The organism is Gelria sp. Kuro-4 (genome assembly GCF_019668485.1).
Taxonomy (GTDB): domain Bacteria; phylum Bacillota; class DTU030; order DUMP01; family DUMP01; genus DUMP01.
The window spans coordinates 1,214,844-1,227,551 of sequence record NZ_AP024619.1 but is presented as its reverse complement, the minus strand read 5'-3'; the positions used below and the strand labels follow the sequence as shown (position 1 = coordinate 1,227,551).

Below are 12,708 nucleotides of genomic sequence, written 5' to 3'. Positions count from 1 at the left end.
GAATATAAAAGCAGGGCGGCGAATATGGCAGTCGGGACGAGACGAGGGTGAGATAAAAGGCTGCTTTGCCTGAACCTTTCCCCCTCCTGGTCGGGGGGCTTGCGCAGGCGAAATCCAGCCTGAAAGGGCACGGTGCTGCCGCCGGCCCTTCGGGTTGGATTTTCTTGTTAAGGGGGTGATCCATGGTGTAACGCAGCGGCTCAACCCGATCACCAAACCCCACAAAAGGAGGTAACCGGCATGATCCTAGGACTTCCGCCCATCCTCGGCCTCTTGCCACTCATCATTTACATCATCCTGGCCTTCAAAGAAGTGCACCCGGTGGTAAACGTCTTCGTCTGCGTGCTCCTCGGAGCCATCATGACCAACCAGCCCCTGCTCGGTTTAGGCGGCGTCATTGCCGAGGCCCTCGGCTCCTTTCTCTCACTTATCGGTTTGATCATCATGCTCGGCTCCGGCCTGGGGGCAGTGCTGAGGCGCACCGGGGTCGCCGAAAACATCGTGAATGTGGTAATGCACCGCATCGGCGTCAATACCGAAGCCAAGGCCGTTGTCGCCGCCATGGCCACCTCGGTCATCCTGGTCTCACTCCTGGGCACCCTGGCCGGGGCCAACGCCATCCTGGCGCCCATCGTCATCCCGCTGGTGGCCGCCATCGGCATCACCCCCAGCACACTGGCGGCCATCTTCCAGGGGGCAGGCCAGTCCGGGCTTTTCTTGGGACCGTTCACCCCGCCGATGGTGACGCTCATGGAACTAACCGGGCTCAGCTACCCGCAGGTGCTCTTGACGGCCGGTCTCCCCGTTTCCGTCATCTGCTGGGTGATCACCTATTTTATGGCCCTCCGCATCCAGCGCGCTACGCGCGACGTTTACACCTATGGGGCGGATGTGGTGAGAGTCAGTGACACTTACGTAGCCACCCCCGAGGTAAAACGGGCTACGGCAACTTTTCTCCTCACCCTGGCAGCCCTTCTCGTTTACGGTATGATCGTCAAGGGTGGCGCCTCTTACGCCGTCGTGGTTATGTTCACTGCGGCCATCACCACCGGCCTAGCCGGTGGCCTGAAGATGGGCGAAATCTTCGATGCCATGATGGAAGGCTGCGGCCGCCTGGTCTGGCTCTTTATCATGTTCGTGCTCTTCGAACCCTTCCTGGCCTTTGTCGAGAAATCGGGAGCCTTCGCGGCCCTGGTCGAGCTGTTAAAGCCCATCATCGAGTCCAGCGGCAAGACGGTGTTCGCCCTCTTCACCACCCTGGTGGGCGTGTTCGGCATCTCCGGGGCGGCCGTCGCCCAGGCCGTACTGCTCAACAAGATGTTCAGCGCTTTCCTCAGTGAACTGAGTATCCCCATGGGGTTATGGGCGGCCATCCTGCTCATCGGTTCCCAGATGACCTCCTTCGCCTACCCCGGTGCCGACATGCTGGGCCAGATGGGCCTGGCCCGCTCCAAGGACTTAAAGTCGATGATCAAATTGGGATTAAGTCTGGTGGCGGGGACGGTCCTTTACGTGCTCGTCTACTCACTCTTCTGATTGCGAGGTGGTAGCATGTTTCCGGAAAAAGAAATCTTCGCCCTGCTGGGGCAGTTGGAAGGGAGGAGCGCCGTCTACCTGGAGGACCTCAGCCAGGGAGAATTGTTTACGATAAACCCCGAGCGGGTCTTTCCCTCCGCCAGCACCATCAAGATCCCCCTCTTGGCGGCGGTGCTCAAGGCGGCGGAGGCCGGTAAGTTCGGCCTGGACGACGAAGTGTCCATCGACCCCGCCAACCGTGTCGGCGGGTGCGGCGTGCTGAGCGAACTCAACCCGAACCTTCGCCCTACCATCCGCGACCTGGCCACCCTCATGATCATCCAGAGCGACAACGCCGCCACGAACCAGCTTATCGACCTGGCCGGCATGGCGGCGGTGAATACGCTGGCCGCGGAGCTGGGTCTCAAAAACACCGTACTCCAACGCAAGATGATGGACTTTGAGGCGGCGCGCGCCGGGCGCAACAACCTTACCTCCGCCGGCGACCTGGGCCGCCTCCTCAAGCTCCTGGTGAAAGGAAAAGTGGTCAGCGCAGCCGCCTCCGCCACCATCATCGACATCATGAAGCGCCAGCAGCTCCGGAACAAGCTCCCGGCCTATCTTCCCGAGGATGTGGTGATCGCCCACAAGACCGGGGACCTGGACCGCCTCGAGCACGACGCCGGCATCTTCTTCCTGCCGGAGCGCTCGTACATCCTGGTGGTACTCACTGACCAGCTCAGCACCAACGCCGCCGGCGTCGAGACCATCGCCCGCATCTCTGAGGTCGTCTACCGCGCCTTGTCCACCCCCGCGGGCGTGTGATGCTTAAGATCCGCCGCCTCCTTCCCAACTTCCCAGCCGCAACCTGCGTTTAAAGGTGCCGGGCACCTGGGACTTCTTCCCAGGTGCCCGGCACCGTCCTGTTACTGCCCATAGGAAGTTCGTACAAACTCCTGCATGGCGCGGATGTCCTCCGAAGATATACAATGAGGAGTCCCGATGGACCGGGCTAGGATGTATATCTGGGCGGTTTTCTCCACCACCTGACATACCTTCAGGGCAGTCCCAAGGTCTGGACCTACGGCTACTGTTCCATGATTCGGAATCATCACGGCGTTTCTTGGGCCCAGAGCTTTCACGACGTTATCAGCCAGCTCCCGCGTCCCGGGAAGAGCATAATCGGAAAGCGTCATCTTCTCACCAACGATCTGAACGAAGTCCTCGCTGATGCCTGGCAATTCCATTCGATTCACACCCAGTACTGAAGAGTAGACTGGATGAGTGTGAATGACCGCATTGACGTCTTTCCGAGCATTCATGATGCCGACATGCATGTACTTCTCTATAGAAGGCTTCCTGGTCCCCTCGATGACTTCAGCCCGGCTGTCCAGGACCACCACGTCGTCCTCAGTTATCCTGTTATAATCAATGCCGCTCGGCTTGATGTATATATATCCAGTCTCCGGGTCTCTCACGCTGATATTGCCCCAAGTCCCCACAGTGAATCCCATTTTCATCATCTCTCGCCCGCCTTCTACAACGAGCCTTTTGAAAGCCTTGCTCACCCGCAACGACATCTGCTGCACCCTGCTGCACCCTCCTTAGGTATAGTGGGCCACTTCGGCTCCCTGGTATATCGGTTCTACGACAGCCTGACCGAGCCGCGGCAGCGCACGGTGATGCGCACGTGAAACAGCCTTTTATGCCCGTGCAGGATGGCAGCTGACTCGGCCAGGTTTTCCTTGGCATCGATCTCAGTCACATTCGGGTCAGCGAAGTCCGCTGATAGTGGACTTCAACTCCGCACGGCCCTCTTCCGGTGCCCCACCTCGTTTAGGCACCACAGGCCCAAATACCGCCGGGAACTCGACTTTCACTGAGATGCCCCCTAGATTCGGCTCAGAGCTTGGTCGATGTCAGCGATGATGTCCTCCACATCCTCGATGCCGCAAGATATCCGTATTAGCCCGTCCGTGATTCCGGTAGCCCGCCTGACCTCCGGCGGAACCGACTTGTGGGTCATCGACGCAGGATGCTGTATCAATGAGCCGACGTCACCAAGGCTAACTGCCAACCTTATCATCTCGAGGCCATCCACAAAGGCTCGTGCTTTTTCGAGTCCACCCTTGACCTCAAAGCTTATGAGCCCGCCAAATCCGGACATTTGTTTCTTTGCCAGCTCATGTTGGGGATGGGAAGGCAGTCCGGGATAGTTCACCCTTTCGATCTTGGGATGAGAACTCAGGTACTCCGCAACCTTCATCGCATTCGCGTTATGCTTCTCCATCCTGAGAGGAAGAGTCTGAATCCCTCTACGGATCAAGAAAGCCGTAAACGGCGAAATGAGGGCTCCGATCTTCGTGACAGGCTGGTGGAGTCCCTCTTTGATGAACTCCCTGGGTCCCACCACTGCACCCGCAATGGCGTCTCCATGCCCGCCAAGGTACTTCGTGGCGCTATGAATCACGAGGTCTGCGCCGAACTCGAGGGGACGCTGGAAATACGGCGTCATGAAGGTGTTGTCTACCACAAGCTTGAGGCCGAAACTCCTGCAGAGAGCCGAAACCTTTGCCAGGTCCGTTAACTTCAAGGTCGGATTTGCGGGAGTTTCAACATAGACAAGCTTGGTGTTCTTGCGAACGGCTTTTTCAACTGCCGCAACATCAGAGGTATCCACAAAGGTGACGTCGACCTTATACTTGCTGAAGATCTTCGTAAACAGCCCGTACGTTCCCCCATACACTACGTCTGTGCAGATGACGTGGTCACCTGCCTCAAGGAGAGCAAACATGGTGGCAGCGATTGCCGCCATTCCCGACGCAAAAGCCTTGCAATCCTCCCCGCCCTCCAGGGCGGCTATCTTCTCTTCCAGCTGGTATTCCGTAGGGCTGTGGTCGCGACCGTAGAGATATCCGAACTTCTCTCCCGAGAATATCTTTCCTGCTTCTTCGGTATTCTCATAGGTGTAAGTCGATGTCTGGTATATCGGCGATACCAGTGCGCCGGTGACCGGACACGGATCAGAACCAACGTGCACCGCCTTGCTGCAGAAGCCCAGTTTCCTGTAATCCATCGCTCACAGCACCTCCGTGTACTGGAATAGAAGCCTTTGACCGTTCATGAACCTCTCCAGCTCATCCAGGATCATCTTCGTGTGGATCGTGAGCACATCGTAAGTGGCGCCGGCTAAGTGAGGGGTAATGACAACGTTATCCAGCTCCTTGACAAATGGATGGTCCGGATCGAGGGGCTCTGACTCGAACACGTCAAGGGCAGCCCCCCGGATCTTCCGGTTTCTTAGAGCCTCAATGAGGGCTTCCTCATCAACCACTGCTCCGCGCGACGTGTTGATGAAAAAGGCGGTCGGTTTCATGAGCTTGAGCTCCTCGCGCCCGATAAGGCCCTTCGTCTCCTTAGTCACCTTCACGTGGCATGTTACGAAGTCAGACTCGGTCAACAGGGTCTGAAGGGAGACCTTCTTTGTCGTGTTGTCATCGATGAAAACGGCAGGCATGTACGGATCATAAACGTAGATGTACATTCCCAGCGCCCGTGCTATCGCTGCCACCTTTTGACCAATTCTCCCGTAGCCTATGACGCCCAAACGCTTGCCCTTGAGCTGAACGCCCTTGAAAACCACGTAAGGGCTTTCCTCCCCCAGCGCCCACGTCACATCCTCGCCTAGAACATACGCCTTGTTGCCTTTAACCCCGCCTTTGGCTAGATACTTGCCGTCCTTCAGGCTCTTATAAGCCATGGGGATCTGGCGAGCAATATTGAGCATCATCGCTATGGTGAATTCCGCGGTGGAGTCGGAGTTGCGTCCCGGAGTGTAGACCACCGGGATGCCACGCCGGGATGCCGCAGGAACATCGATGTTCACCGGGTTTGAACGGGTACACATGATCAGCCTGAGTGAGTTCGAGGACCGAATGACTTTCTCGGTCACCGGGTCGTAGCTTGTTATCAAGATGTCTTGACCTTGAAGAAGGTCTATCAGCTCGTCCTCACTAAGCTTCCTATGTTCCTTCCCCCATCCGGCAACAGTAACCTCGCATAGAGATTCCAGCCGCGGAAGGTATTCCATGTCGAACTCGGCAGTCAGTAGCGCCTTCAACGCAATACCTCCAATCTAACCCCTGCTGAAGCCATCCAGTATCTCTTTTCGCATGTCCCACAGTTCCATGTGGCGGAGCCTGAGTTCCTTGTAGACCGCAAACAGCCTGTCGTACAGTTCGACGTTCCTTTCGGTTGGGCTCAGGCGATACTTCTCCTTGCTCATTGCGGTCGCAGCCTTCGCAAAGTCCTCATAGAGCCCGGCCGCAATACCGGCCGCAATGGCTGCACCTTTTGCGGTAAGGTTGCTCGCATCTTGAACCACCACCTCCTTGCCAGTGCAGTCGGCGATGATCTGAGCCCAGAACCTGCTCCGTGCTCCGCCACCGCTCAGGAATACTGTGCCTGAGCCCTCGGCACCCTGCAGGCAGTCCTTTATCGAAAAGGCAACTCCCTCGTAGACGGCACGAAGGAGATCGAACCTTGTTGTTTGCGATGATATCCCAAAGAATCCCGCTTTGGCATTGGGGTTGTAGAACGGGGCCCGCTCTCCGCCGGAGCTAATATAGGGTTGGTATATCACCCCGGACGCTCCGGGGCGTGTGGCCTGAAGGCCCATCTCCAAGTCCTCGAATATACTTCTCCCGTCCTTCCGAGCAGCCTCAAGCTCATGAGCGAAAAGGCTGCCGACAGCCCAGTCCAGGTTAGGCGTCCCCGCCATAGGGGCGATGACATTGAGATACAACCCGGGTACGGCGTGGTATTCAAACCCCGAAGCGTTGTCAGGAGTGTCAACGATACTGCCGCGCACGATCTCGTTGACGCACGTGGTTCCGAGGATGGTACAAGTGTCGTTTTTCCTGACGGCACCAGCCCCTACTGCGGTCGCGACGATGTCAAACATGCCGGCTACCACCGGCGTCCCGGGCTTCAGCCCGGTAGCACGAGCGGCCTCGCAAGTCACGTGCCCTGCAATGTCCGCGGACTTGAGGATCTTGGGAAAGATGTCCAGATGATCGCCTAGGCCGAGCTCGGTCAAAATCTCAAAGGCGATATCGCCGGTGGTCAGGTCGAGGATGGAAGACGAGCTGTCGGTAGCCTCGAGGTACACTTCACCGGTCAACTTGTAGCGCAGCCAGTCTTTGGCGAACACACAGTGCTTTGCGCGTTGAAGAGTCTCAGGCTCATTGGCCCTGAGCCAAGCCAGTATCACTGACGTAGCGCCCGGGAAAGGGAATGATCCGGTCACCTGCTTGATTCGTGAATACAGGGAGCGGTTCTCTTTGATCCGCCTCACCAGCTCTGCTGCCCGTCCATCATTCCAGAGGACGGCATTTCGCACTGGCTCCCCCGAATTGTCGAGAAGCCAGCACCCTTCGCCCTGAGCGGCCAATCCCACACACGCTATCTCGTCCGGAAAAACCCCCGACTTTTCAATCAGCCGCCTGATCGTTTCGGCAAGGATGGTCCAGGTCCTACGCATGTTCTGTTCAGCTACGCATCCGTCGTAGATCGCTTCAGCCCGCGCCTCAGCACCGGCCACCTCCTCCCCGTTCACGTCGAATAGGACTGCTCCGATCTTGGATGTGCCTGCATCGATTCCCAAGAAATAGGGTGCAGCCACAGAAGACCCCCCTCTGTGGGCCATGGTTACACGAGTTGGCCCCACGCCCATTGTCATTCTAGAGCTTTGGCGAGAATCGGTCTCCCCCGGAACGCGGCCGGGGGAGACAAGACGCAATCCTAGTCCTCACTGTCCTGGTCTACCTCAAAGACGTTCTCCGCCGGTTCCTTAAACCGGGGAATCCCAGTAGCGATGGACAACAGGCCCATGACGCCCATGAGTATAGGGTATATGCAGTACGGAGCAATGGCTATCGGGGAGATCGAACCCATTCCACCGGCCACGAGCAGCTGGCCGCCATACGGCAAGATACCCTGAAATGCCGAAGAGAAGATGTCCAGGAGACTTGCAGTCCTTCTCGGATCGATGTCATATTTCTTCGACATGTTCTTCGCCAGCGGACCCACAGTTATGATGGATATGGTGTTGTTGGCCGTTGCAATGTCTACGAGGCTCACAAGAGCCGCAATTCCGAGTTCTCCACCCTTCTTGCCCCGTATGCCCTTGGTGACCTGCTCGAGAAGGAACCCTATTCCTCCATAGTGTTTCATCAGCTCCACGATGCCGCCGATAATGATCGCTATTACGGCGAGATCCTCCATCCACCCCATTCCGCGCTGGATGTAACCCAGAAGCTCAACGAGGTTGAAGGACCCATCCGCAAGTCCGATAACGGCCCCGATGAGAACGCCAACTCCAAGCACGGCCATAACGTTCAGACCGGCCAACGCGGTCACGATAACCGCGAGATAGGGGAGCACCTTTACGATTGAGTACTCACCTACCTGAATCGTGGCACTCCCAACGGGGATAAACATTAGAATCACGATCGTTAGAATAACCGCCGGGAGCACTATCAAGACGTTCATCTTGAACTTGTCCCTGAGTCCCACTCCTTGAGTCCTTGTGGCCGCGATAGTGGTATCAGAGACAAATGAAAGGTTGTCTCCAAACATCGCCCCACCGATCACGGTTCCAAGTATCAAAGGAAGCGAGATACCGCTCTGCTGAGAGATGCCGATTGCTATGGGAGCAATTGCGGTGACCGTTCCCATCGACGTGCCCATTGCAAACGAGATTATGCAGCCGATCATAAACACGCCGGCCAGGATGAAGTTGCGCGGCAGGATGCTCAAGCCCAGGTTTACAGTGGACTTGACCGCGCCCATGGCGTCAGCCACCGAGTAGAACGCTCCCGCGAGCAGGAAGATTACGACCAGGAGAATGATAGTCGGCTCCCCTCCACCCCTCATGAAGATGTCGATCTTTTTGGTTACAGAAAGCCGTTCCCCTGGCTTATTCAGAACCAGAGCAAAGCCCGCGGATATCATGAAGGCAACCAGGAGCGGCATTTTACTGAAATCTCCGGTGATAACACCTGTTCCCACGAAAAGAGCCAGGAATACAATCAGTGGAAGCAAGCCAGCAAAGCTATTTCCGTTCTTCCGTTTCATCGCATCTCCCCCCTACGCATCTAGCCTCCTACCTACCTCCCATGCCCGACAGCCGTCTGCCTGTCCATCTTTCACCCCCCCAGCTTTCTCCCAGGCGAGGTGTCAGCCAGATTTCAGGCCCTGTCCAACTTGAGGACCTCGCCCGCCGTCCCGCTGTCGGTGATCAGAACATCCAGGTAACCCCCTCGTAGGGCCCCCAGTATGGCCCTGGTCTTCTCCCGTCCGGCAGCTATGCCCACAACCACGTCTATCTCTTTCAGTGTGGACCGGTCTATGCCGACGACGTTAAGCCCCGACTCTTTGTTGAGCGGCCGTCCCTGAATGTCGAAGAACTCAAGGCATACGTCTCCAACACTTCCATACCTGCTCAGTGCCTCAAGCTTCTCTCCCGAGAGGAATTGTTCCCTGGCCAATGTAGACTCTGCATCCATACTGCCGATGCCCACAAGGGCCAACCGACACCGCCTGGCCATCTCGAGTACTGATTGGATGCTATTGTCCGACATGAACGACTCCTTCACCGTCTCGCTGTCCACGACAGCCGGCGCGTAAAGAAGGTAAGGAATGCCGCCGAGATTTTGGGCAATCCTTCGGGTAATCTCGTCCATCTTTATCGAAACGTTCTTCGTGTTTACTCCACCTACCAGTTGAACCACGGATACTTCTCGAGGCGGAACACCCTCAAGATGGTCCGCAAGAGATGCCAGCGCGCGTCCCCAGGTTACACCGATGACATCGCCGTCTTTTACGACGCCGAGAACGAACTTGGCGCTTTCACGTCCAAGTGCCGCGAGAAGGTCTTCCGTCTCTCCCCGATTGAAAACCACTGCCTCCTTAAGCCCAAATCTCCTCTCAAGCTCGGTCTCGATTTCTGTGCAGTACTCGCTGACCTGTGCAATATCTATCCGGACGATGCCCAGTTCCTGGGCCTTCTTAAGCATTCGGCTCACTCGCTGCCTCGACATGTGCATTCTCTGGGCGATTTCCTGTTGAGTTAAGCCGTCAATGTAGTAATACGTGGCGATTTTCACAAGGCACCGCTTATCAAAGCCTTCCATGTGTCTTCCTCCACTACAGGTCTCACAAGGTGGTAGTCTCTGAGCCGGCACCGCTATAACATTTGCTCACTGGTAGATCACTTGTTACACTTTAAATATACCACATTTTCGCTGAAATGCAACCCCCCTCTTTCAGGTGATCGCGTCGGGCCCGTAGGTTATCAGTGCAGGTAAAAGGGACCGCTGCTGCGCCGGCCCCCACCGCCTACGATGATTTTACTGTACCGCCCTCTACTCTGAAGCTGAGAAGAGCACTCTTATCGCCTCATCGCCGCCGGGCTGTGGCCGGGGACACGCAGAAACCCTGCCCAATATCCGGGCAGGGCGGAAAGTAAGACTTCGTTACTGTTGCGGAGCCGCCGTCGGCGGAGTAGGCGCTTCCACCGGCGGAGCGGCTTCTTCCACCGGACAGCTTCTTCCCGTTTGCGCAAACTGGCTGTGGCCATTTACTCCATCCGGCGAAGCAAAGGGCCCTACGATCGGCCAGGTAAAGGCGGCCACAATCCTTCCGGCCCGGCCCGCCTAATCGCCGCCACGAATAAGAATCTACCGGACCTTTTGGATGCCCAGGGCCTTCTCCAGGTCGATGGTGTGGTCCTGCTCCACCACGGCGATCTCGCGGATCACCTGGGCGACGTCGTACATGTGCAGGGTCTCAAGCTGCTCGATGCGCTGCAGGTAACGGGCCAAGGCATCGCGCTCGGCCTGCAGGTCCTGCTGCAGCATCTCCACGTTATCCAGGGAAGTGAGGATCTGCTGCACCTGCACCGTAGGTACCCCGCCCAGGTACTGAATTTTCTCGGACAGCCGCACGGCGTGCTCGTGTTCCTGCTGGGCGTGCTGCAGTTCCTCCTGGATCACGTAAGTGTATTCCGGCCCCGTGAGCATGGCAGCGTGCTGGATGTACTGGATCATGGCGGCGTATTCCCAGGAAAGGTCCAGGTTAAGGAGCCAGATGATCTGCTCCAGCGTCAAAGGCATAGGCCCACCTCCCGCATTCCTTCTCACTCCATAATATTGTTCGCCCCGCCGATCTGCCACAAATGAAGGACGGGCTTTTCGCAAGCGGCCAAGGGCACCCCCCTGCGCCCTGCCAAGAACACCAAAAGGAGCGGCGTTAACCGCTCCTTTTGTTCTCTGGTCCTGTGGTCCTACTGGTGGTTCCACCCCAGTTTGCCCGCCAGGTCGGCGCGCCGGACCAGGGCGTAGATGAAGAAGGCGTAAACCGGAACGTGGATGGCCTGCCCGATGAGGCGCGGCACCAGCAGGGGCTGCCAGGGAATCCCAAAGAGAACCTGCAGGAAATACGGCACCAGGATGAGGGAAGTCACCGTCTGCCCTACCAGGATGGCCAGAAGGAGCGCCCCCAGGCCGGGGTGCCGCTCCTGGCGCACCAGCTTTAAAACCAAGGCCGGAAGCACCCCGGTGAGGGCGGCGGTGAGGGTGAAGTGCGGCATGTACGCCCCCATAGGATTCACGAAGTAGCCGATCACGTCCCCCAGTCCGCCCACCAGCGCTCCTGCGCCCGGGCCCCACAGCACCCCGGCGAGGATGGCCGGCAGCCCCCCAAAGCCTATGCGGATGCCTTCCACGCCGCCGATGGCCACGCGCAGGCTGGCCACGCGCGTCAGCACCACACCCAGAGCCACCAGCAGCGCCAGGTAAGCCAGCCGCTGTGTACCTTTCAGCACCAGCTTCACCTCCCTTCCCTTTGGTCGTGGCAGAGCCACACCAAAGGGAAGGGCCCCTCTGATGTGACAGCGAACGCGGCACCGCACCGCGGGTCCAGCCCTTCGTCCAAAGGCCACGTCCCATCCCTTGGCACTTAACGCACGGTGCCTACTCTGCCAAACCTTGCAGCGATTATATCACAGGCCCAACACTTTTTCCAGTGCGCGGATGAACTTTTCGTTCTGCTCAGGTGTGCCCACGGTGACACGGGCGTACGTCGGCAGGTTCCAGATGTGGCCCGGGCGGATGATGATCCCCTCGCGCTGCAGGTCCTGGAAGACGCGCTTGATGTCCTGCTTGGTGTCCACCAGGATGAAGTTGGTCTGGCTCTTCACATACGGCAGCCCCAGGCGCTCGAACTCCTTGTACAGGTAATCGCGCCCGGCGCTGTTCATATCGTGGACCCTCTTCACGAACTCGTCATCGTCGAGTGCCGCCAGCGCCCCTGCCTGCCCAATGCGGTTGGCGGCGAAGGCCTCGCGGATGCGCTTCATGCCGCCGATGAAGTCCGGGTGCCCGATGGCGTAGCCGATGCGCAGCCCGGCCAGGCCGTAAATCTTGGAGAAGGTCCGGCTGACGATTACGTTGCGCCCGGCCCGCACGTAATTCAGCCCGTCCGGGTACTCGGGATCGTCGACGAATTCCTTGTACGCCTCGTCCAGCACCACAATCGTGTGCTCGGGAACTTTGTCCAAGAACGCCTCCACTTCTTTACGGGTGCTGATGGTTCCCGTGGGATTGTTGGGGTTGCAGAGGAAGATCAGTTTCGTCCGGTCGGTGATGGCGGCGGCCAGCGCTCCCAGGTCCGTCGTGAAATCGGGCCGCACCGGTACCATGACAACCTTCGCTCCCACGGCGCGGGCGCTGATTTCGAAGCTGGAGAAACTGGGATCGGCCATGATCATCTCTTCGCCTTCATTGAGGAACGTCTTGGAGATGAGCGTGATGATGTTGTCCTCGCCGTTGGCAAAGACGATCCAGCTGGGATCGACGTTGAGCTTCGCGCCGAGTTTCTGAGCCAGTTCCGTGCAGGCCCCGTCCGGGTAGATGTTCGCCGTCTCCAGCGCCGCATGCATGGCCTGAAGCGCCTTCGGCGACGGGCCGAGCGGGTTTTCATTGGACGCCAGCTTAATGACTTCCGTAAGACCCAACTCCCGCTGCACGTCCTCGATGGGTTTACCCGGCACGTACGGCTTGATCTCCGCGATCCCCCTGCGGAACAGTTTCTCCTTCTCGCCCACCAATGCAGCCTCCCCTCAAAATTGCT

General features: G+C 57.9%; 11 protein-coding genes and 1 riboswitch. Of the genes, 2 read left to right on the top strand and 9 right to left on the bottom strand.

Annotated features, from left to right (window positions below; genetic code table 11):
- Window positions 1–240: 240 nt before the first annotated feature.
- A complete protein-coding gene (locus K5554_RS06090; protein ID WP_221040250.1) occupies window positions 241–1,536 on the top strand; it encodes a hypothetical protein in 1,296 nt (431 codons plus the stop codon).
- Window positions 1,537–1,551: 15 nt separating this feature from the next.
- A complete protein-coding gene (locus K5554_RS06085) occupies window positions 1,552–2,340 on the top strand; it encodes a serine hydrolase (protein WP_221040249.1) in 789 nt (262 codons plus the stop codon).
- 101 nt (window positions 2,341–2,441) lie between these two features.
- On the opposite strand, the gene K5554_RS06080 is transcribed toward K5554_RS06085, so the two are convergent.
- The 9 genes from K5554_RS06080 to hisC all read right to left on the bottom strand — a co-directional run bounded on the left by K5554_RS06080 (window position 2,442) and on the right by hisC (window position 12,682).
- Complete coding sequence (locus K5554_RS06080) at window positions 2,442–3,095, bottom strand: class II aldolase/adducin family protein (RefSeq protein WP_255565589.1); 654 nt, start codon at window positions 3,093–3,095, stop codon at window positions 2,442–2,444.
- A gap of 311 nt (window positions 3,096–3,406) precedes the next feature.
- Window positions 3,407–4,591 carry a PLP-dependent aspartate aminotransferase family protein gene (locus tag K5554_RS06075; protein ID WP_221040247.1) on the bottom strand — a complete coding sequence of 395 codons (1,185 nt, stop codon included), beginning with the start codon at window positions 4,589–4,591 and terminating at the stop codon, window positions 3,407–3,409.
- A 3-nt stretch (window positions 4,592–4,594) separates the two neighbouring features.
- Window positions 4,595–5,635, bottom strand: a complete 1,041-nt coding sequence (locus K5554_RS06070) for a 2-hydroxyacid dehydrogenase (RefSeq protein ID WP_221040246.1) — start codon at window positions 5,633–5,635, stop codon at window positions 4,595–4,597.
- Between the two features lie 15 nt (window positions 5,636–5,650).
- Complete coding sequence (locus K5554_RS06065; RefSeq protein WP_221040245.1) at window positions 5,651–7,198, bottom strand: FGGY-family carbohydrate kinase; 1,548 nt, start codon at window positions 7,196–7,198, stop codon at window positions 5,651–5,653.
- Between the two features lie 119 nt (window positions 7,199–7,317).
- On the bottom strand, window positions 7,318–8,652 hold the full coding sequence (locus K5554_RS06060; protein ID WP_221040244.1) for a Na+/H+ antiporter NhaC family protein: 1,335 nt from the start codon (window positions 8,650–8,652) through the stop codon (window positions 7,318–7,320).
- A 113-nt stretch (window positions 8,653–8,765) separates the two neighbouring features.
- Window positions 8,766–9,710: a sugar-binding transcriptional regulator gene (locus K5554_RS06055; RefSeq protein ID WP_221040243.1), complete on the bottom strand. Its 945-nt coding sequence runs from the start codon at window positions 9,708–9,710 to the stop codon at window positions 8,766–8,768.
- Window positions 9,711–10,256: 546 nt separating this feature from the next.
- Window positions 10,257–10,691, bottom strand: a complete 435-nt coding sequence (locus tag K5554_RS06050) for a bacterioferritin (protein ID WP_221040242.1) — start codon at window positions 10,689–10,691, stop codon at window positions 10,257–10,259.
- Between the two features lie 170 nt (window positions 10,692–10,861).
- Window positions 10,862–11,401, bottom strand: a complete 540-nt coding sequence (locus tag K5554_RS06045) for a folate family ECF transporter S component (RefSeq protein WP_255565535.1) — start codon at window positions 11,399–11,401, stop codon at window positions 10,862–10,864.
- 65 nt (window positions 11,402–11,466) lie between these two features.
- Window positions 11,467–11,559, bottom strand: a riboswitch (THF riboswitch).
- A 19-nt stretch (window positions 11,560–11,578) separates the two neighbouring features.
- On the bottom strand, window positions 11,579–12,682 hold the full coding sequence (hisC, locus tag K5554_RS06040) for a histidinol-phosphate transaminase (RefSeq protein WP_255565534.1): 1,104 nt from the start codon (window positions 12,680–12,682) through the stop codon (window positions 11,579–11,581).
- Between the last annotated feature and the right edge of the window lie 26 nt (window positions 12,683–12,708).